The organism is Thermocatellispora tengchongensis (assembly GCF_014202315.1).
GTDB classification, from domain to species: domain Bacteria; phylum Actinomycetota; class Actinomycetes; order Streptosporangiales; family Streptosporangiaceae; genus Thermocatellispora; species Thermocatellispora tengchongensis.
Window position 1 is genome coordinate 42,850 of the sequence record NZ_JACHGN010000037.1, and the last position, 23,248, is coordinate 66,097.

Annotated in this window: 2 protein-coding genes; both read left to right on the top strand. The window is 76.6% G+C overall.

Features of this window, described 5'->3' with window-relative positions; translation table 11 throughout:
- Positions 1-47 precede the first annotated feature (47 nt).
- Entirely contained in the window at positions 48-9,155 is a 9,108-nt protein-coding gene (locus tag HNP84_RS48790; RefSeq protein ID WP_312927365.1) for an SDR family NAD(P)-dependent oxidoreductase, read from the top strand.
- Positions 9,152-23,248, top strand: coding sequence for a type I polyketide synthase (locus HNP84_RS54515; protein ID WP_185056984.1), 14,097 nt, complete (start codon positions 9,152-9,154; stop codon positions 23,246-23,248). Before HNP84_RS48790 ends, HNP84_RS54515 begins: the two co-directional genes overlap by 4 nt.

Consider the following 23,248-nt stretch of genomic DNA (forward strand, 5'->3'; position numbering starts at 1 on the left):
CGGGATTTGTTGTCTGTCATCGCCTTGATCTGGGGGAACTCTCTCTGGTGAGTGAGTACGGGGGGCGAGGCGCTGTCGCGGTGGTGGGGTTGTCCTGCCGCTTTCCCGGGGCCTCTGACGCGGCCGGGTTCTGGGGGCTGTTGCGCGACGGCGTCGACGCTGTGTCGGATCTGCCCGGCGAGCGCCTGGAGGCCGAGCCGGGGTTCGCGGCGGTGCCGCCGCATGCCCGGCGGGGCGGGTTCCTGGAGCACGTGGACCGCTTCGACGCCGGCTTCTTCGGCATCTCGGCCAGGCAGGCGGCGGCCATGGACCCGCGCCAGCGGCTGCTGCTCGAACTGGGCTGGGAGGCGCTGGAGGACGCCCGTGTGGTGCCCGACCGGCTGCGGGGCGCCCGTGCCGGGGTCTTCGTCGGCGCGATCTGGGACGACTACGCCGCCCTGGCCCACCGGCACGAGGGCGCGGCCGGCTCGCCGTACGCGATGACGGGGCTGCACCGCGGCATGCTGGCCAACCGGATCTCCTACGCGCTCGGCCTGCGCGGCCCGAGCCTGGTCGTGGACACCGCGCAGTCGTCCTCATTGGTCGCGGTGCACCTGGCGGCCGAGAGCCTGCTGCGCGGCGAGTGCGAGATCGCGCTGGTGGGCGGGGTGAACCTGGTGCTGGCCGTCGAGGGCGCGGCCACGTCGGCGGCGTTCGGCGGGCTGTCGCCCAGCGGCCGGTGCGCGACCTTCGACGCCTCCGCCGACGGGTACGTACGCGGCGAGGGCGGCGCGGTGCTCGTGCTCAAGCCGCTCGCCCGCGCCCTGGCCGACGGCGACCGGGTGCACTGCGTGATCCTGGGCGGCGCGGTCAACAACGACGGCGGCGGCGAGACCCTGACCACCCCCGACCGCGACGCGCAGGAGGAGGTCATCCGCCGCGCGTACGCCGCCGCCGGGGTGCGGCCCGAAGACGTGCAGCACGTCGAGCTGCACGGCAGCGGCACCGTCGCCGGCGACCCGGTGGAGGCCGCGGCGCTCGGCGCCGTGTTCGCCGGCCGCGACGGCGGCCCGCTGCGCGTCGGCTCGGTCAAGACCAACATCGGGCACCTGGAGGGCGCGGGCGGCATCGCCGGGCTGGTGAAGACGGTGCTGAGCATCAGGCACCGGCGGCTCGTGCCCAGCCTGCACTTCGAGCGGCCCGGTCCCCCGCTGGACGAGCTGGGGCTTCGGGTGCAGACCGAGACCGGGCCGTGGCCGCGCGAGGACCGGCCGCTGGTGGCCGGGGTCAGCTCGTTCGGCATGGGCGGCACCAACTGCCACCTGGTGCTCGCCGAGCCACCCGCCCCCGCCGCCGTGCCGGAGGTCTCCGAGGTGCCGGAGGTCTTTGAGGAAGCGGTGGGACGGGGCCTGGGAGCGTTGCCGTGGCCGGTTTCGGGGCGGAGCCGGGCGGCGCTGCGCGAGCAGGCCCGCCGGCTGCTCGCGCACGTGCCCGGACACCGCGACCAGGACGTCGGCCTCTCGCTCGCCACCACCCGCACCGCCTTCGAGCACCGCGCGGTGCTGCTGGCCGCCGGCCGGGCGGGGTTCGGGCGCGGGCTCGCCGCCCTGGCCGAGGGCAGGCCCGCCCCCGGCCTGGTGGAGGGGGTCGCGCGCGGCGGCGAGGTCGCCTTCGTGTTCCCCGGGCAGGGCTCGCAGTGGCCGGGCATGGCGCTGCCGCTGCTGGAGGCGTCCCCGGTCTTCCGCGATCTGATGGACGAGTGCGCCGAGGCCCTCGCCCCGTACCTGGACCTGCCGCTGCTGGACGCGCTGGGCGACCCGGCCGCGCTGGAGCGGGTGGACGTCGTGCAGCCCGCGCTGTTCGCGGTGATGGTGTCGCTGGCCGGGCTGTGGCGCGCGTACGGCGTGGAGCCCGCCGCCGTGACCGGGCACAGCCAGGGCGAGGTCGCCGCCGCGTACGTGGCGGGCGCGCTCACCCTGCACGACGCCGCGCGGGTGGTCGCGCTGCGCGGCCGGGCCCTGGTGGCGCTGGCCGGGCGCGGCGCGATGGCCTCGGTGGCGCTGCCGGCCGCCGAGGTGGAGGCCCGGCTGCCGTCCGGGCTGTCCGTGGCCGCGGTCAACGGGCCGAACTCGGTCGTGGTCTCCGGCGAGCCCGGCGCGGTGGCCGCCTTCGTCGCGGCGTGCGAGGCCGAGGGCGTACGCGCGCGCCGCGTCGCGGTGGACTACGCCTCGCACTCCCCCCAGGTCGAGGCGGTGCGCGCGGAACTACTGGACGCCCTGGCCCCGATCCGGCCGCGCGAGACCCGGGTCCCGTTCCACTCCGCCGTCACCGCCGGGCCGCTGGCCGGGGAGGAGCTGACGGCCGCGTACTGGTACCGCAACCTGCGGCACCAGGTCCGCTTCGAGGCCGCCGTGCGCGGCATCGGCGCGGACGTGCTGATCGAGGTCAGCCCCCACCCCGTGCTCACCGGCGGCATGCAGGACGCCGTCCCCGGCGCGGCCGTGCTCGGCACGTTACGCCGCGACGAGGGCGGGCCCGGCCGCTTCCTCACCTCACTGGCGGAGGCGCACGTCGCCGGGGCCGAGGTGGACTGGACGCCGTGCTTCGCCGGGACCGGGGCCCGGCCGATCGACCTGCCCACGTACGCCTTCCAGCGCGAGCGGCACTGGCTGGACACCGGCGCCCGCCGCGAGGCCGCGGTCGCGCCGCCCGCCGCCCCCTCCGTCGTCGCGGAACCCGGCGAGCTGGTGCGCATGCACGTCGCGGCCGTGCTCGGCCACCACGAGCCCGCGGAGGTGGACGCCGGGCGCGCCTTCCGCGACCTGGGGTTCGACTCGCCGATGACGGTCGAGCTGCGCAACCGGCTTGCCGCGGCGACCGGCCTGCCCCTGTCCGGCTCGGCCCTGTTCGACCACCCGACCCCGGCCGCGCTCGCCGACCACATCCGTACGCTCGCCACCGGCACGCCGCCCGTCACCGCGGCCCCGGCTGAGGAGCCGGCCGCCGCCGGCGCCGAGCCGATCGCGATCGTGGGCATGGCCTGCCGCCTGCCCGGGGGCGTCTTCTCCCCGGACGACCTGTGGGATTTGGTGCGCGCCGGGCGCGACGCGATCTCGGAGTTCCCCGCCGACCGAGGCTGGGACCTGGCGAGCCTGTTCGACCCCGACCCCGACCGCCCCGGCGCCACCTACACCCGCCACGGCGGCTTCCTGCACGACGCCGGGGAGTTCGACGCCGGTCTGTTCGGCATCTCGCCCCGCGAGGCCCTGGCCATGGACCCGCAGCAGCGGCTGCTGCTGGAGACCGCCTGGGAGGCGTTCGAGCGGGCCGGGATGGACCCCCGCTCGCTGCGCGGCAGCCGCACCGGCGTGTTCGTCGGGGCGATGGCCACCGACTACGGCCCGCGCCTGCACGAGGCGTCAGGCGGCGTCGCGGGCTACGGGCTGACCGGCACCGCGGGCTCGGTCGCCTCCGGCCGGATCGCCTACGCCTACGGCCTGGAGGGCGCCGCCCTCACCGTGGACACCGCGTGCTCGTCCTCCCTGGTCGCGGTGCACCTGGCCGTGCGCGCGCTGCGGCAGGGGGAGTGCGGGCTCGCCCTCGCGGGCGGCGCGACCGTGATGTCCACGCCCGGGATGTTCGTGGAGTTCAGCAGGCAGCGCGGCCTGGCCCCCGACGGCCGGTGCAAGCCGTTCGCCGCCGCCGCCGACGGCACCGCGTGGGCCGAGGGCGCCGGGATGCTGGTCCTGGAGCGGCTGTCGGACGCCCGCCGCAACGGCCACCCCGTGCTGGCGGTCATCCGCGGCACCGCGGTCAACTCCGACGGCGCGTCCAACGGGCTGACCGCCCCGAACGGCCTGTCGCAGCGGCGGGTGATCCGCCAGGCCCTCGCCGACGCCCGCCTCGGCCCCGCCGACCTGGACGCCGTGGAGGCGCACGGCACCGGGACCACCCTCGGCGACCCGATCGAGGCCGAGGCCCTGATCGACGTCTACGGCCGCGACCGCGGCCGGCCGCTGTGGGTGGGCTCGCTGAAGTCCAACATCGGGCACACCCAGGCCGCCGCGGGCGTCGCCGGGATGATCAAGATGGTGCAGGCCATGCGGCACGGCGAGCTGCCGGCGACCCTGCACGTGGACGCGCCGACCCCGCACGTGGACTGGACGGCCGGGGCGGTCGCGCTGCTGACCGAGGCCCGCCCCTGGCCGCTGGCCGGCCGGCCCCGGCGGGCGGCGGTCTCCTCCTTCGGCATCAGCGGCACCAACGCGCATGTGATCCTGGAGCACGTCCCCGAGCCGGCCGCGTCCCCCGCCGCGTCCCCGGCTGTGTCCCCCGGGCCGGTCGCGTCCCCGCAACCGGCCGGGGTGCCGGTGCCGTGGGTGCTGTCGGCGGCGGGGGAGGACGCGCTGCGGGAGCAGGCGGCACGCCTGGTGGCGTCGGCCGCCCATCCTCGCCCCGCCGACGTGGGACTCACCCTCGGCACGGCGCGGGCCGCCTTCGAGCACCGCGCCGCCGTGGTCGCCGCCACCCCCGGCGAGCGCCGCGACGCCCTGCGGGCACTGGCCGAGGGCCGTGAGTCGCCCCGCCTGTTCCGCGGCACCGGCGCCTCCGGCGCGCTCGCGTACCTGTTCACCGGGCAGGGGGCGCAGCGCCCCGGCATGGGCCGCGAGCTGTACGCCGCCTTCCCCGCGTTCGCGCGGGCGCTGGAGGAGGTGTGGGCCGGGCTGGACGGCCTGCTGGACCGGCCGCTGCGCGAGGTCGTCTTCGCCGAGCCCGGCACCCCCGAGTCCGCCCTGCTCGACCAGACCGCATACACCCAGGCCGCGCTGTTCGCCATGGAGGTGGCGGCGTTCCGGCTGCTGGAGGAGTGGGGCATGCGCCCCGCCGCCCTCGCCGGGCACTCGGTGGGCGAGCTGGCCGCCGCGCACGTGGCCGGGGTGCTCTCCCTGGCCGACACGTGCCGGCTGGTCGCCGCCCGCGGCCGGCTGATGCAGGCGCTCCCCGCGGGCGGGGCGATGGCCGCGCTGGAGGCGGGCGAGGAGGAGGTCGTCCCGCTGCTCACCGAGCGGGTCGCGCTGGCCGCGGTCAACGGGCCGGGGGCCGTGGTGGTCTCCGGTGACGAGCCGGACGTCCTGGCCGTGGCCGGGCACTTCGCCGCCCTGGGCCGCAGGACTCGGCGGCTGCGCGTCAGCCACGCCTTCCACTCGCCCCGGATGGACGCAATGTCCGCCGCCTTCCGCGAGGTCGCCGAGAGCCTGGCGTACGCGGAGCCGCGCATCCCCATCGTGTCCACGGTCACCGGCCGCGAGGCGGACGTCACCGACCCGGCGTACTGGGTGCGGCAGGTGCGCGAGCCGGTCCGCTTCGCCGACGCCGTGCGGCGGCTGTACGAGGACGGGGCGCGCACCTTCGTGGAGCTGGGCCCCGACGGGGTGCTGAGCGCGCTCGGCCCCGAATGCGCGGGACCCGGCGCGGCGTTCCTGCCGGTGACGCGGGCCGATCGGCCCGAGCCGGACGCACTCGCCGCCGCCGTGGCCCGCGCCCACGTGCGCGGCGTCGCAGTGGACTGGGCCGCGTACTTCGCCGGCGCCCGGCTCACCGAGCTGCCGACCTACCCGTTCCAGCGGCGGCGCTACTGGCTCGCGCCGGGTGGTGCGGAGGACGCGCACCCCTTCCTCGGCGGCCCCGTCCCCTCCGCCGTCACCGGCGAGACCCTGTTCACCGGGACCCTCTCGCGCGGGGCCCACCCCTGGCTGGCCGACCACGTCGTGGGCGGCGCGACGCTGCTGCCGGGCGCGGCCCTGCTGGAGATGGCCCTGTACGCCGGCGGCCGGCTCGGCTGCCCGCGCGTGGCCGAGCTCACCCTGGAGGCGCCCCTTCCGCTCCCCGCGGACGGCGACCTGGCGATCCAGCTCGCCGCGGGCCCGGCCGGCCCCGACGGTCGGCGGACCCTGGTCTGCTACGCCCGGCCCGGCGACGACGCCCCGTGGACCAGGCACGCCACCGGGACCCTCGCCCCGGCCGAACCCCCCGCCGCCGAGGCCGCCCCCGCGCCCCCGGAGGCGTACACGATGGACGCGGCGGAGGCGTACCAGATGCTCGCCGCGCGCGGCTACGGCTACGGCCCGGCCTTCCGCGGCCTGCGCGCCGCCACCGCAGACGGCGGGGCCGCGCGCGCCGAGGCCGCCCTGCCCGTGGGGATGGGCGGGTCCGGGTTCGGGCTGCACCCCGCCCTGCTGGACGCCGCCCTTCAGGCGGCGGTGCTCGCCGGCGCGGGCGCCGGGGACCCCGTGGTGCCCTTCGGCTTCGAGGGCGTCTCGCTGCACCGCACCGGCGCGCGCGAGCTGCGCGTCACGGTCACGCCCGCGGGCGACGGCGCCGTGTCGGTCGCGCTGGCCGACGAGCACGGGCACCCGGTGGGGGCCATCGACGCACTGGTGCTGCGCCCCGCCGCGTCGCCCGTCGCGCCCGCCGACTCCCTGTTCACCGTCGAGTGGGCCGAGCTGCCGCTCGCGCCCGGTGATGCGCCCGCGCCCCGGGTCGCGCACCTGTCCGGCGGCGGCGAGCCGACGGCCGCGTCCGTACGCGAGATCGCCCAGCGGGCCCTGCAACTGGTGCGCGCCGCCGTGACCGATGACGGTGAGGACGGCGCCGACGGCGGGCCGCTGGTGCTCCTCACCCGCGGCGCCGTCGCCGTGGACGACCGCGAGGCCCCGGCCGACCCCGCCGCGGCGGCCGTGTGGGGCCTGGCCCGCTCGGCCCAGACCGAGCACCCCGGCCGGATCGTGCTGGTGGACACCGACGGGCACGAGGAGTCCGGGCGCGCACTCGCCGCCGCCGTGGCCACCGGGGAACCCCAGCTCGCGCTGCGCGCCGGGACGGCCCGCGCGCCCCGGCTCGCCCGCCCCGCCCGCCACCTGCTCCCGCCCGCCGGGGCCGCGCACTGGCGGCTGGCCGCGGACGCGAGCGGCACCCTGGAGGGACTGTCCCTGACCGCCGCCCCGGACCCCGCCGCCCCGCTCGCCCCCGGCCAGGTGCGCATCGACGTCCGCGCGGCCGGGGTCAACTTCCGCGACGTGATGCTCGCGCTCGGCCTCTACCCCGGCGAAGGCACGCTGGGACTGGAAGGGGCGGGCGTGGTCGCCGAGACCGGCCCCGGAGTGACCGCGTACGCGCCGGGTGACCGGGTGATGGGCGTGTTCTCCCACGCCTTCGCCACCACCGCCGTGGCCGACGAGCGCGCCATCGCTCACATCCCCGCCGGGTGGTCCTACGCGCGGGCCGCCACCACCCCCATCGCCTTCCTCACCGCCTACCACGCGCTGGTGGAGCTGGCCGGGCTTCGCGCCGGGGAGACCGTGCTGATCCACTCCGCGGCCGGCGGCGTCGGCATGGCCGCGGTCCAGCTCGCCCGGCACCTCGGCGCGCGGGTGCTCGCCACCGCGAGCCCCGGCAAGTGGGACGAGGTACGCGCCCTGGGCGTGCCCGGCACCCACCTGGCCTCCTCCCGCACCGCCGAGTTCGAGCGGCGGTTCGGCGGCCAGGACGTGGACGTCGTGCTCAACTCCCTCGCCGGGGACCTGGTGGACGCCTCCCTGCGGCTGCTGCGCCCCGGCGGCCGGTTCGTCGAGATGGGCAAGACCGACGTGCGCGACCCCGCGGCGTACCCGCACCTGCGCTACCGGGCCTTCGACCTGCTGGACCTCGACCCCGCCCACATCGGCCGCCTCCTGCGCGAGGTGCTGGCCCTGTTCGCCCGGGGCGCGCTGACCCCGCTGCCCGTCGCCACCTGGGACCTGCGCCGCGCCCCCGACGCCTTCCGGCACCTGAGCCAGGCCCGGCACGTGGGCAAGGTCGCCCTCACCGTCCCCGTCCGGCCCGGCCCCCGCGACACGGTCCTGATCACGGGCGGCACGGGCGCGCTCGGGCGCGCGCTCGCCCGGCACCTCATCGACGCCCACGGCGTACGCCGGGTGGTGCTGGCCGGGCGGAACGGCCGGGAACTGCCCGCCCCCGATCCGCGGATCACCGTCGCGGCCTGCGACGTCGCCGACCCCGCCGCCACGGCGGCGCTCCTGGCCGAGCACCGGCCCGCGGTCGTGGTCCACGCCGCCGGCGTGCTGGACGACGCCACCGTCTCCCGGCTCACCCCCGAGAGCCTGGACGCCGTGCTCCGCCCCAAGGTGGACGGCGCGCTCAACCTGCACCGGGCCACGCGCGACGGCGACCCGCCCGCGCTCGTGCTGTACTCCTCGGTCATGGCCACGCTCGGCGGGGCGGGCCAGGCCGCGTACGCCGCCGCCAACGCCTTCCTGGAGGCCCTGGCCCGGCACCGGCGCGCCCACGGGCTCCCGGCGACCGCCCTGGCCTGGGGCCCATGGACCGAGGGCATGACCACCTCGCTCGCCCTCGCCGACCGGTCCCGCATGGCCCGCGCCGGCCTCGCCCCCCTGTCCACCGCGGAAGGGCTCGCCCTGTTCGACCGCGCGCTGGCCCTGGACGAGCCCGTGGCCGTGCCCGCCCGCCTCGACCTCGCCGCCGTACGGGCCGCGGGCGCGGACGCGGCGCCGATCTTCCGCGGCCTGGTCCCGCCCACCGTGCCCGGCCCCGCACCCGGATCGGCGCCGGGCACGGCCGGCGCGACGCCCGCGCTCGCCGAGCGGCTGGCCACGCTCGACCCCGACGCCCGGGTCCGCACCGTGCTGGAGCTGATCAGCGCCCAGGCCGCGGCCGTCCTCGGGCACGACGACGCCGGCGCCATCGAGGCCGAGGCGGCGTTCAAGGACCTGGGCTTCGACTCGCTCACCTCGGTCGAGCTGCGCAACCGCCTCGGCGCCGCCACCGGCCTGCGCCTGCCGGCCGCCCTGCTGTTCAACCACCCGACGCCCGCCGCGCTCGCCCGGCACCTGGCCGCCGAACTGGCGCCCGGCACGCCCGACCCCGGCGGCGGCGTCCTGGCCGACCTGGACCGCCTCGCCGCCGCCCTGGCCGGCGCGCCCGCCGACGCCGCCCTGCGCGCCGGCGTCGCCGCCCGCGTCAAGGCCCTCGCGGACCAGGTGGCGGCCTGGTCCGCGCCACCGGCCGACGGCGACGGCGAGGTCGCCGGGCGGCTCCAGACGGCCTCGGTGGCCGAACTGCTCAGCTTCATCGACGAGGAACTGGGGGCCGGGGGATGACGGACAACGAGCAGGTCGTCGAATACCTGAGGCGCGTGACCGTCGAGCTGCACGAGACGCGCAAGCGCCTGCGCGACCTGGAGGAACGCGACCGCGAGCCCATCGCCGTGGTCGGCATGGCGTGCCGGTTCCCCGGCGGCGTGTCCTCCCCGGAGGAGCTGTGGGAGCTGGTCGCCGGAGAGCGCGACGCGATCGGGGAGTTCCCCGCCGACCGGGGCTGGGACGTGGAGAGCCTGTACGACCCCGACCCCGACAGGCCGGGGAAGAGCTACGTCCGGCACGGCGGCTTCCTGGAGGACGCGGCCGGGTTCGACGCCGGGTTCTTCGGGATCTCGCCGCACGAGGCCCTGGCGATGGACCCGCAGCAGCGCCTGCTGCTGGAGACGTCCTGGGAGGCGGTGGAACGGGCCGGCATCGACCCGCGGTCGCTGCGCGGCAGCCACACCGGCGTGTTCGTCGGCGCCATCGCCCAGGACTACGCCGCCCCGCTGTACGCCGCCCCCGAGGGGTTCGAGGGGCACCTGCTGACCGGGACCACCGCCAGCGTCGTCTCCGGGCGGGTGGCGTACGCCCTGGGCCTGGAAGGGCCCGCGGTCACCGTGGACACGGCCTGCTCCTCGTCCCTGGTGGCCCTGCACCAGGCGGTACGCGCCCTCCGCGCCGGCGAGTGCGCCCTGGCCCTGGCCGGAGGCGTCACCGTCATGGCCAACCCCGGCATGTTCGTGGAGTTCAGCCGGCAGCGCGGCCTCGCGCCGGACGGCCGGTGCAAGTCCTTCGCCGCCGCCGCCGACGGCACCGCCTGGGCCGAGGGCGTCGGCGTCCTGGTGGTGGAGCGGCTGTCGGACGCGCGCCGCCTGGGCCACCGCGTGCTGGCGGTGATCCGGGGCAGCGCGGTCAACCAGGACGGCGCCTCCAACGGCCTGACCGCCCCCAACGGCCCCTCCCAGGAGCGGGTCATCCGCGAGGCGCTGGCGAGCGCGGGCCTGGCACCGTCCGACGTGGACGCCGTCGAGGCCCACGGCACCGGCACCACCCTGGGCGACCCCATCGAGGCCGAGGCCCTGATCGCCGCCTATGGCAGGGACCGCGACCGGCCGCTGTGGCTCGGGTCCCTGAAGTCGAACATCGGGCACGCCCAGGCGGCGGCCGGGGTCGGCGGCGTCATCAAGATGGTGCAGGCGATGCGGCACGGCGTGCTGCCGAGGACCTTGCATGTTGACGCGCCGACGCCGCATGTGGACTGGTCGGCGGGTTCGGTGGAGCTGCTGACCGAGGCCCGTGACTGGCCGGCCGCCGATCGCCCGCGCCGCGCCGCCGTGTCATCCTTCGGAATCAGCGGGACGAACGCACACGTGGTGCTGGAGGAGGCTCCCGAGGAGGAGGCGGTCCCGCCGGAGGCCATGCCGGAGGTGGTGCCGCTGGTGGTGTCGGCGCGTGATGAGGGGGCGCTGCGGGAGCTGGCGGCCCGGCTGGTGCCGGTGGTGGAGGAGCGGGGTCTTGCTCCGGTCGCGGCGGGGTTGAGGTCGCGTGCGGTGTTCGAGCACCGCGCGGTGGTGGTGAGCGGTGCGGCGGGTCTGCGTGCGCTGGCCGAGGGGCGGGAGGACGCCTGGCTGGTGCGTGGAGTGGCGGGTGCGCCCGCTCGTCCCGTGCTGGTGTTCCCCGGTCAGGGGTCGCAGTGGGCCGGGATGGGCGCGGTCCTGTTGGATGAGTCGCCGGTGTTCGCGGCGCGGATCGCGGAGTGCGGGCGCGCTTTGGCCCCGTTCGTGGACTTCGATCTGGAGCAGGTGCTGCGGTCACCGGAGGTCCCGGAGCGGGCGGATGTGATCCAGCCGGTGTTGTGGGCGGTGATGGTCGCCCTGGCCGAGCTGTGGCGCTCTTATGGGGTCGAGCCGGGTGGGGTGATCGGGCACTCGCAGGGCGAGATCGCGGCGGCGGTGGTGAGCGGCGCGCTGTCCCTGGAGGACGGGGCGCGGGTGGTGGCGTTGCGGAGCCGGGCGTTGCGGGTGCTGGCGGGCCAGGGCGCGATGGCGTCGGTGGCCGAGCCTGCGGAGCGGGTCGAGCGGCGGATCGCGGCCTATGACGGGGTGGAGGTCGCAGCCGTCAACGGCCCGGCCGCGACGGTGGTCTCCGGCCCCGTCGCCGCCGTCGAAGCGCTCGTGGCGGAGTGCGAGGTCGAGGGGGTGCGGGCGCGGCGGATCGCGGTGGACTACGCCTCGCACTGCGCTCAGGTCGAGCGGATCGAGGACGAGGTGCGTGCGATCCAGGTCGCCTCGAACTCAACGGGCGTGCCGTTCTACTCCACCGTCACGGGCGGACTGATCGACACCACCGATCTGGACGGTGGCTATTGGTACACCAACCTGCGGCAGCGGGTGCGGTTCCAGCAGGCCGTGGAAGCGGCCCAGGCGGATGGCCACACCGTCTTCATCGAGGTCAGCCCGCATCCGGTCCTGACGATGAACATCGAGGGCGTGGCGCTGGGGACATTGCGCCGCGAACAGGGCGGCCTGGACCGCTTCTTGCTGTCGGTGGGCGAGGCGTTCGTCAACGGCGTGGAGGTCACCTGGCCGCCGGTCCAGGCGGCCCCGGCGGAGTTGCCCACGTACCCCTTCCAGCACCGGCGCTACTGGCTGGAGACCGCTCCCGCGACGGCCGGGGCCGATCCGGACGAGGCGCGGTTCTGGGACGCGGTCGAGCGTGCGGACCTGCCCACCCTGAGCGAGACCCTCCGGACCGGCGATGACGGCGCGCTCGGCGCGGCGCTTCCCGCGCTGACCGCGTGGCGCAGGGGACGCCGCGCCCGCGCCACCGTGGACGGCTGTCGGTACCGGATCTCGTGGCGGGAGACGCCCGACCCCGATGGCGCGGCGCTCGCCGGTACCTGGGTCGTGGCCGGGCCCACGGGCGAGACGGCCGCCTTCGTGGAGGAGGCGCTGCGGCGGCACGGGGCGGAACCGGTCGTGCTTGCCGGGCCCGACCGGATCGACGGCGTACCGGATGTCACCGGCGTGGTGTCCCTGCTCGGCGCGGCCGAGACGCTGACGCTGGCGCGGGCGCTCGGCGACGCGGGCATCGACGCCCCGCTGTGGTCGGTGACCAGAGGCGCGGTCTCCGTCGGCGGCGACCCGGCGAGCGACCCGGATCAGGCCGCCGTGTGGGGGCTGGGCCGGGTGATCGGGCTGGAGTTGCCGGAGCGGTGGGGCGGCCTGGTGGACCTGCCGAGGCACCTGGACGCCGCCGCCGCGGCCCGCCTCGCCGCCGTGCTCGCGGGTGCGCCCGGCGAGGACCAGGTCGCGATCCGCCCGGCCGGAATCCTGGCCCGCAGGCTGGTACGCGCCCCGCTCGCCGGGACCGCCGGTGCGCACGCGTGGCGGCCCGCCGGTACCGTCCTGGTCGCCGGGACCTCACCCGCCCGCGCCCACGTGGCCGGCTGGCTGCGCGGCCTGGACGCCCCGAACGTCGTCACGATCGACGACCCCGCCGACCGCGACGCCCTCGCCGCGCTGCTGCGGAGCATCCCCGGGGAACACCCGCTGACGGCGGTGATCCACGCCGGTGACGCGGCCGGAGACCGCCCGCTGGAGTCCCTGGACCCCGCCGAGCTGGACACGGCGGCGGGCGCCGAGGCGCTCGACGAGCTGACCCGGGACCTCGATCTGAGCGCGTTCGTGCTGTTCTCCTCGCTCGCGGGCACGCTCGGCGTCCCCGGGCGGGGCGCCGTCGCCACGGGACACGCCCGGCTCGAAGCGCTCGCCGAGCGCCGCCGGGCGGAGGGCAGGCCCGCCACCGTCGTCCACTGGGGGCCGTGGACCGGTGGCGAGGCGGGCGAGAACGAGGAGATCCGGCGTCGGCACGGCCTGCGCGAGATGGCGCCCGACCTGGCGCTGCTCGCCCTGCGGGACGCGCTCGACCACGGCGAGGACGCCCTCGTCGTGGCCGACATCGACTGGGAGCGGCTGTTCGTCGCCTTCACCGCCGCGCGCCCTCGTCCCCTGATCACGTCCGTGCCGGAGGCGCGCCGGGCGCAGGAGGCCGCGGAGGCCGTGCTCGCCGAGGCGCGTACCGGGGCGGCCTGGTTCGCGGCCCGCCTGGCCGCGATGACGCCCGCCGAGCAGGACCGGGCCGTCGCCGACCTCATACGCGAGCACGTCGCCGCCACGCTCGGCCACGACTCCGCCGGGGCGGTGGCGGTCGAGCGCTCGTTCAAGGATCTCGGATTCGACTCGCTGCTGGCCGTGCAGCTCCGCAACCGGCTCAACGCCGCCACCGGCGTCCGCCTGCCGGCCACCGTCGTCTACGACCACCCGACCCCGGCCGGACTCGCGGCGTACCTGCGGGACCAGGTGCTCGGGCGGCGCCGTGAGGCAGCGCCCGCCCTGCTGACCCACACCGACGAGCCGATCGCGATCGTGGGCATGGCCTGCCGGTACCCCGGTGGCGTGACCTCGCCGGAGGAGTTGTGGGAGCTGGTCGCCGGGGAGCGCGACGCCATCGGCGAGTTCCCGCGCGACCGGGGCTGGGACCTGGACGCCCTCTACGACCCCGATCCCGACAAGGACGGCAAGAGCTACGTCCGGCACGGCGGGTTCCTGTACGACGCGGCCGGCTTCGACGCGGCGTTCTTCGGCATCTCGCCCCGCGAGGCCACCGCCATGGACCCGCAGCAGCGGCTGCTGCTGGAGGCGTCCTGGGAGGCGTTCGAACGGGCGGGCCTCGACCCGTCCAGGCTGCGCGGCAGCCGCACGGGCGTGTTCGTCGGCCTGAGCTACCAGGACTACCTCACCCGGCTCGCCGAGCCGCCCGCCGGGTACGACGGCCACCTGCTGACCGGCACGACGGCGAGTGTGGCGTCGGGGCGGGTGGCGTACACGCTGGGGCTGGAGGGCCCCACGCTCACCGTGGACACGGCGTGCTCGTCCTCGCTGGTCGCCTTGCACCTCGCCGCGCAGGCGCTGCGGCAGGGCGAATGCTCCCTGGCCCTGGCCGGCGGCATCGCGGTCATGTCCACCCCGGACATGTTCCGCTACTTCAGCCGCCAGCGCGGGCTGTCCCCCGACGGCCGCTCCCGCTCCTTCGCCGCCGGCGCCAACGGCTTCGGCGCCGCCGAGGGCGTCGGGATGCTGGTGGTGGAGCGGCTGTCGGACGCGCGGCGGCAGGGTCACCGGGTGCTGGCGGTGATCCGGGGTAGCGCGGTGAACCAGGATGGGGCGTCGAACGGGCTGACGGCGCCGAACGGGCCGTCGCAGGAGCGGGTGATCCGGCAGGCTTTGGCGAGCGCGGGCCTGTCGCCGTCCGAGGTGGACGCGGTGGAGGCGCACGGGACGGGGACGGCGCTGGGCGACCCGATCGAGGCGCAGGCGCTCATCGCCACCTATGGGCAGGACCGGGACCGGCCGCTGCTGCTCGGTTCGATCAAGTCGAACATCGGGCACGCCCAGGCGGCGGCGGGTGTGGCCGGTGTGATCAAGATGGTGCAGGCGATGCGGCACGGGGTGCTGCCGAGGACCTTGCATGTTGACGCGCCGACGCCGCATGTGGACTGGTCGGCGGGCTCGGTGGAGCTGCTGACCGAGGCGCGTGAGTGGCCGGCCGCCGATCGGTCGCGCCGCGCCGCCGTCTCGTCGTTCGGGATGAGCGGGACGAACGCGCACGTGGTGCTGGAGGAGGCGCCCGAGGAGGAGGCGTCCCCGCCGGAGGCCATGCCGGGGGTCGTGCCGCTGGTGGTGTCGGCACGTGATGAGGGGGCGCTGCGGGAGCTGGCGGCCCGGCTGGTGCCGGTGGTGGAGGAGCGGGGTCTTGCTCCGGTCGCGGCGGGGTTGGGGTCGCGTGCGGTGTTCGAGCATCGCGCGGTGGTGGTGAGTGGTGCGGCGGGTCTGCGTGCGCTGGCCGAGGGGCGGGAGGATGCCTGGCTGGTGCGGGGGGTGGCGGGTGCGCCCGCTCGTCCGGTGCTGGTCTTCCCCGGTCAGGGGTCGCAGTGGGCCGGGATGGGTGCGGCGCTATTGGATGAGTCGCCGGTGTTCGCGGCGCGGATCGCGGAGTGCGGGCGCGCTATGGCCCCGTTCGTGGACTTCGACCTTCAGGAGGTGCTGCGGTCACCGGAGGTCCCGGAGCGGGCGGATGTGATCCAGCCGGTGTTGTGGGCGGTGATGGTGGCCCTGGCCGAGCTGTGGCGCTCTTATGGGGTCGAGCCGGGTGGGGTGATCGGGCACTCGCAGGGCGAGATCGCGGCGGCGGTGGTGAGCGGCGTGCTGTCCCTGGAGGACGGGGCGCGGGTGGTGGCGTTGCGGAGCCGGGCGTTGCGGGTGCTGGCGGGTGCGGGCGCGATGGCGTCGGTGGCCGAGCCGGTGGAGCGGGTCGAGCGGCGGATCGCGGCCTATGACGGGGTGGAGGTCGCGGCGGTCAACGGCCCGGCCGCGACGGTGGTCTCCGGCCCTGTCGCCGCTGTGGAAGCGCTCGTGGCGGGGTGTGAGGCCGAGGGGGTGCGGGCGCGGCGGATCGCGGTGGACTACGCCTCGCACTGCGCTCAGGTCGAGCGTATCGAGGAGCAGGTGCGTGCGATCCAGGTCGCGCCGGACTCAACGGGCGTGCCGTTCTACTCCACGGTCACGGGTGGGCTGATCGACACCACCGATCTGGACGGTGGCTATTGGTACACCAACCTGCGGCGGCGGGTGCGTTTCCAGGAGGCGGTCCAGGCGGCGCAGGCGGATGGCTACACGGTCTTCATCGAGGTGAGTCCGCATCCGGTCCTGACGATGAACATCGACGGGGTGGCGCTGGGGACGTTGCGGCGCGAGCAGGGCGGCCTGGACCGGTTCCTGCTGTCGGTGGGCGAGGCGTTCGTCAACGGCGTCGAGGTCACCTGGCCCCCGGTCCACGCGGCCCCGGCGGAGCTGCCCACGTACCCCTTCCAGCACCAGCGCTACTGGCTGGACGCGCCGCCGCTGCGTGCGGACGCCCGCAATCTCGGCCTGGTCCCCGGCGGGCACCCCTTGCTCGGGGCGGCGCTGGACGCGGCCGAGGGGGGCGGAATGACCTGGACCGGGCGGATCTCGCTGGAGAGCCACCCGTGGCTGGCGGATCACGCGGTGTGGGGCCGGGTCCTCGTCCCCGGGACGGCGTTCGTCGAGCTGGCGCTGCGGGCGGGCGGCGAGATCGAGGAACTCACGTTGCAGGCGCCGCTGGCGGTGCCGGAGCGCGGCGGCGTGCACCTTCAGCTCGTGGCGGGGGCGGAGGACGAGGCGGGGCGGCGCACGGTCGGCGTGCACTCCCGGCCGGAGGACGCGCCGCCCGGTACGCCGTGGACCTGCCACGCCACCGGCGTGGTGCGGGCGGGCACCGGCCCGGACGACTTCGCGGACGACCTGACGGCGTGGCCGCCGCCGGGAGCGGTGCCGGTTGACGTGGACGGCCGTTACGACGAGCTGGCCGGGCAGGGCTACGACTACGGGCCCTCCTTCCAGGGCCTGCGGGCGGCATGGCGGCGCGGCGAAGAGGTGTACGCCGAGGTGAGCCTGCCCGGCGAGCAGGACGCCGCCGCGTACGCCGTGCACCCCGCGCTGCTCGACGCCGCCCTGCACGCCGTCGGGCTGGGGAGCTTCGCCCGGACGCCCGGCGCGGGGGAGGTCCTGCTCCCCTTCGCCTGGACCGGCGTGCGCCGGCACGGGGCGGGCGCGACGGCGCTGCGCGTGCTGCTGCGGCCCGCCGGGGACGGCGGCATCCGGCTCCTGGCCGCCGACGACCGGGGACGCCCGGTGCTCTCGGCGGACGCGCTCGCGGTCCGGCCCGTCTCCGAACGGCAGCTCGGCGTCACCCCCGCCGGTCTGTTCGAGATCGCCTGGACGCCGCTCGCCGGCGCGCCGTCCACGCCCGCCACGGACGTGACCGTGCTCGCCTGCCCGGACGTCGCGAGCCCCGGGGAGGCGGCTCGGTGGGCGCTGGAGCAGGTGCGGAACCGGCTGGCCGAGGACCGGGACGGGCCGATGGTCGTGGTCACCCGCCGCGCCGTGGCCACCGGGTCACCGGGCGAGCGGGTCGATCTCGCCCAGGCGCCGGTCTGGGGCCTGCTCCGCTCGGCCCAGTCCGAGCACCCGGGCCGGTTCGTGCTGGTGGACACCGACGACGATGCCCCCGAAGATGCTTCCGATGCGGCGGCACGTGCCGTCGCGTCCGGTGAGCCGCAGATCGCGATCCGGGACGGGCGGGCGTACGTCCCCCGGCTGGTGCGCTCGACTCAGCCGGCGGCCCCCGGGCGGGTCGCGCTCGACCCGGACGGCACCGTGCTGATCACCGGCGGCACCGGGAGCCTGGGCGGCGAGGTCGCCCGGCACCTCGTGCGCGCGCACGGCGTACGGCATCTCCTGCTGGTGAGCCGGCGCGGTCCGGACGCGCCCGGCGCGGATGAGCTGGCCGCCGAGCTGACCGGAGCCGGAGCGACGGTGACCGTGGCCGCGTGCGACGTCGCCGACCGGGACGCACTGGCCGCCCTGCTCGGGCGGGTGCCCGACGATCGGCCGCTGACCGGCGTGTTCCACACGGCCGCCGTCCTGGACGACGGCGTGCTCGAATCGATGGAGCCCGAGCGCGTCGAGGCGGTGCTGCGCCCCAAGGCGGTGGGCGCCCTGCACCTGCACGAGCTGACCCGGGACCGGGACCTGTCCGCGTTCGTGCTGTTCTCCTCGCTGTCGGGCGTCCTGGGCGCCCCGGGACAGGCCAACTACGCCGCCGCCAACGCCTTCCTGGACGCCCTCGCCGCGCATCGCCGCTCGCTCGGCCTTCCGGCGCAGTCCCTCGCGTGGGGCGGCTGGGAGCAGCGCACCGCTCTCACCGGGGACCTGGCGGAGCGCGAGGTCGGATGGTGGCGTGACGCCGGGGTGGGCGCGATGCCCACGGCGGACGGCCTGGCCCTGCTCGACGCCGCCATGGGCGTGGACGCGGCGGTGGTCGTGCCCGCCCTCCTGGACCCGCGCCGCCTGGCCGAGCCGGTGCCGCCGCTGCTGCGCGGCCTCGCCCGGCCTGCCGCACGGCGGGACTCGGCTCCTGCGGACGCGACCCTGCGGCGGCGGATGGCCGGGCTGCCCGAGGCCGAACGCGAGCGCCTGCTGCTCGACCTGGTACGCGCCCAGGTCGCCGCCGTGCTCGGACACGCCGACGCGGGCGCGGTCGAGGCGGGACGCGCCTTCAAGGACCTCGGGTTCGACTCCCTGCTCGCGGTGCAGCTCCGCAACCGGCTCAACGCCGCCACCGGAGCGCGCCTGCCCACCACGGTCGTGTTCGACCACCCGACCCCCGAGGCCGTGGCGCGCCGCCTGCACGAGGAGCTGTCCGGCGCCGTACGCTCCGGGCCCGCCCCGGCGGCGCCGCCCGCCGCGGCGGACGAGCCGATCGCGATCGTCGGCATGGCCTGCCGCTTCCCGGGCGGCGTGTCCTCGCCGGAGGAGTTGTGGGAGCTGGTCGCCGGGGAGCGCGACGCGATCGGCGAGTTCCCGGCCGACCGGGGCTGGGACCTGGCGGGACTGTACGACCCCGACCCGGATCGGGCCGGGAAGAGCTACGTCCGGGTGGGCGGGTTCCTGGAGGACGCGGCCGGGTTCGACGCCGGGTTCTTCGGGATCTCGCCGCGTGAGGCGCTGGCGATGGACCCGCAGCAGCGGTTGCTGCTGGAGACCTCGTGGGAGGCCCTGGAACAGGCGGGCATCGACCCGACCGCGCTGCGCGGCACCGACACCGGCGTCTTCGCCGGCGTCATGTACCACGACTACCTGACCGACGCCGGGGAGCTCGACGGCGAACTCGAAGGCTACGTGCTGTCCGGCAACGCGGGCAGCGTCGCCACCGGCCGGGTGGCGTACACGCTGGGGCTGGAGGGGCCCGCCGTCACCGTGGACACCGCCTGCTCCACCTCACTGGTCGCCCTGCACCTGGCGGCGCAGGCGCTGCGGGCGGGGGAGTGCTCCCTGGCCCTGGCCGGCGGCGTGACCGTCATGCCCACCCCCACGCCGTTCATCGAGTTCAGCCGTCAGCGCGGCCTCGCGTCGGACGGCCGGTGCAAGTCGTTCGCCGCCGCCGCCGACGGCACCTCCTGGTCGGAGGGGGCCGGCGTCCTGGTGGTGGAACGGCTGTCGGACGCGCGGCGGCTGGGCCACCGGGTGCTGGCGGTAGTGCGCGGCAGTGCGGTGAACCAGGACGGGGCGTCGAACGGGCTGACGGCGCCGAACGGGCCGTCGCAGGAGCGGGTGATCCGGCAGGCTTTGGCGAGCGCGGGTTTGTCGCCGTCCGAGGTGGACGCGGTGGAGGCGCATGGGACGGGGACGGCGCTGGGCGACCCGATCGAGGCGCAGGCGCTCATCGCCACCTATGGGCAGGACCGGGACCGGCCGCTGTGGCTGGGGTCGATCAAGTCGAACCTGGGGCACACGCAGGCGGCGGCGGGTGTGGCCGGTGTGATCAAGATGGTGCAGGCGATGCGGCACGGGGTGCTGCCGAGGACGCTGCACGTCGATGCGCCGACGCCGCATGTGGACTGGTCGGCCGGCTCGGTGGAGCTGCTGACCGAGGCCCGTGAGTGGCCTGCTACGGATCGCCCGCGCCGCGCCGCCGTCTCGTCCTTCGGCGTGAGCGGCACCAACGCCCATGTCGTGATCGAAGAGCCTCCCGCCGGGCCACGGCCCGAGGAGAACACCGAGCCCGACGTGGTTCCGCTGGTGGTGTCGGCGCGTGATGAGGGGGCGCTGCGGGAGCTGGCGGCCCGGCTGGTGCCGGTGGTGGAGGAGCGGGGTCTTGCTCCGGTCGCGGCGGGGTTGGGGTCGCGTGCGGTGTTCGAGCATCGCGCGGTGGTGGTGAGCGGTGCCGGGGGTCTGCGTGCGCTGGCCGAGGGGCGGGAGGATGCCTGGCTGGTTCGGGGGGTGGCGGGTGCGCCTGCTCGTCCGGTGCTGGTGTTCCCCGGTCAGGGGTCGCAGTGGGCGGGGATGGGTGCGGCGTTGCTGGATGAGTCGCCGGTGTTCGCGGCGCGGGTCGCGGAGTGCGGGCGCGCTTTGGCGCCGTTCGTGGACTTCGATCTGGAGCAGGTGCTGCGGTCACCGGAGGTCCCGGAGCGGGCGGATGTGATCCAGCCGGTGTTGTGGGCGGTGATGGTGGCCCTGGCCGAGCTGTGGCGTTCCTATGGGGTCGAGCCGGGTGGGGTGATCGGGCACTCGCAGGGCGAGATCGCGGCGGCGGTGGTGAGCGGCGCGGTCTCCCTGGAGGACGGGGCGCGGGTGGTGGCGTTGCGGAGCCGGGCGTTGCGGGTGCTGGCGGGCCAGGGGGCGATGGCGTCGGTGGCCGAGCCTGCGGAGCGGGTCGAGCGGCGGATCGCGGCCTATGACGGGGTGGAGGTCGCGGCGGTCAATGGTCCCGCCGCAACGGTGGTCTCCGGCCCCGTCGCCGCTGTGGAAGCGCTAGTGGCGGAGTGTGAGGCCGAGGGGGTGCGGGCGCGGCGGATCGCGGTGGACTACGCCTCGCACTGCGGGCAGGTCGAGCGGATCGAAGGCGAGGTGCGGGCGATCGAGGTCGCCTCCCGGTCCACCGCAGTGCCGTTCTACTCCACGGTCACCGGTGGGCTGATCGACACCACCGATCTGGACGGTGGCTACTGGTACACCAACCTCCGGCGGCGGGTGCGGTTCCAGGAGGCCGTCCAGGCGGCCCAGGCAGACGGGCATGCCGTCTTCATCGAGGTCAGTCCGCATCCGGTCCTGACGATGAACATCGAGGGCGTGGCGCTGGGGACGTTGCGCCGCGAGCAGGGCGGCCTGGACCGGTTCCTGCTGTCGGTGGGGGAGGCGTTCGTCAACGGCGTCAAGATCACCTGGCCGCAGGTGCAGGCGACCCCGGCCGAGCTGCCGACGTACCCCTTCCAGCACCAGCGCTACTGGCTGGCGCAGCGGTCGCGGACGCGGCGGGACCCGGTGGACGCCGCCTTCTGGGACGTGGTCGAGAGCGGGGACCTCGACCGGTTCGCCCGGACGTTTCAGGTGGACGGGGACGCGCCGTTGCGGTCGGTGCTGCCCGCCCTGGCGGGCTGGCGGAAGGGGCGCCGGGAGCGGGCGGTCGTGGACGGGCTGCGGTACACGATCTCCTGGGAGCCGGTGGCCGCGCCGGAGGCGCCGGTGCCGGCGGGACGGTGGCTGGTCGTCGTGCCGGAGGGCCACGCCGAGGACGACGCCGTGGCGGCGTGCGTGAAGGCGCTGGAGCGGCACGGCGCGGTGCCGGTGACCGTGGTGGTCGATCCGGGCGCGCCCGGACGGGACGTGCTGGCGCACCGGCTGGCGTCCGAGCCCGCCGGGGTGCTGTCGCTGCTCGCGCTGGACGAGCGGCCGGGGCCGGAGGGGGTGCCCGGCGGGGTCGCCGGGACGCTGGCCCTGGTGCGGGCGATGGTGGAGGCCGGGGCGCGGGCGCCGCTGTGGTCGGTCACCCGCGGGGCGGTCTCCACCGGCCCGGACGATCCGCTGCGGCGTCCGGCGCACGCGCAGGTCTGGGGCCTGGGCCGGGTCGTGGCGCTGGAGCACCCCGGGCTGTGGGGCGGCCTGGTGGACCTGCCGGAGAGCCTGGACGACGCGACGGGCGCGCGGGTGTGCGCCGTGCTGGCGGGGCTCGGCGAGGAGGACCAGGTGGCGGTGCGCCCCTCGGGGGTGTTCGCGCGCCGGCTCGTCCGCGCCCCGCTCGGCGACGCCGGGCCCGCGGGGGAGCCGCGTCTGCGCGGCACCGCGCTGCTCGTCGGCGGCACGGGCGCCCTGGCCCCGTACCTCGCCCGCTGGCTGGCCCGGCGCGGCGCGGAGCACGTCGTGCTGGTCAGCCGGCGCGGGCCCGCCGCCCCCGGCGCGGACGAGCTGGTGCGCGAGCTGGCGGACCTGGGCACCCCGGCCACGGCCGTGGCCTGTGACGTGGCCGACCGCGAGGCGGTCGCGGGGATGCTGGAGCGGCTGCGCGAGCAGGGGCACACCGTGCGCACCGTCGTGCACGCCGCCACGGCAGCCCGGCTGGCGCCGCTGGCCACCGCGACGCTCGCCGAGTTCGGCGCGGCGATGGCGGCCAAGGTGAGCGGCGTCCGGCACCTGGACGAACTGCTCGATCCCGCCCGGCTCGACCACTTCATCTGCTTTTCGTCGGTCGCCGGCGTGTGGGGCAGCGGCGACCACGGCGCGTACGCCGTGGCCAACGCCTACCTGGACGCCTTCGCCGAGCACCGCAGGTCCCGGGGCAGGCCCGCGACCTCCATCGCGTGGGGCGTGTGGGAGAGCGAGCGGATGTCCCCCGAGGTGGACGAGGCGCACCTGCGCCGTCAGGGCCTGCCGTTCCTCGACCCGGAGCGGGCCCTGGCCGCGCTGGACGCGGTGGTCGCCGCGGACGAGACCTTCGTGACCGTGGCCGACGTGGACTGGAAGGTCTTCGCCCCGGTGTTCGCCTCGGCCCGGTCCCGGCCGCTGCTCGCGGGGATCGAGGAGGTGCGCGGCATCCTGGACGCGCCGCCCGAGCCGGGCGAGGGCTCCTCCTGGGCCGGGCGCCTGGCCGGGCTGCCGCCCGCGGAGCAGGAGCAGGCCCTGCTGGAACTGGTCACCGGCCAGGTCGCCGCGGTGCTGGGCCATGCCTCGCCGGACGCGGTCGCCGCCGACCGCCCGTTCAAGGACCTGGGCTTCGAGTCGCTGAGCGCGGTGGATCTGCGCAACCGGCTCAACGCCGCCACCGGCCTGCGCCTGCCGGTCACGCTGGTGTTCGACCACCCCACCCCGGCCGCGCTCGCCCGGCACCTGCGCGCCGAGCTGGCCGGCGGTGAGGAGCCGTCCGTCCAGGCCGAGCTGGACCGGCTGGAGGCCGCCGTCGCCGCGCTGCCGCCCGACGGGCCGGAACGCGGCCTGGTCCACCAGAGGCTGGCCGCGCTGGCGGCCCGCCTGGCCGGGCCCGGCGGCCACGTGAACGGCAACGGCGCCGCGAACGGCAGCGGGCCCGGCCACGCCCCGCAGTACGAACGGACGTACGAATCGGAGTACGACGACCTCCGCGGCGCGACCGACGAGGAGATCTTCGATCTCATCGACAGGGAGTTCGGCACGCCGTGA

Excerpts from the sequence above, each read along its gene's own strand:
- HNP84_RS54515 (WP_185056984.1), top strand. The coding sequence starts at position 9,152 with ATGACGGACAACGAGCAGGTCGTCGAATACCTGAGGCGCGTGACCGTC.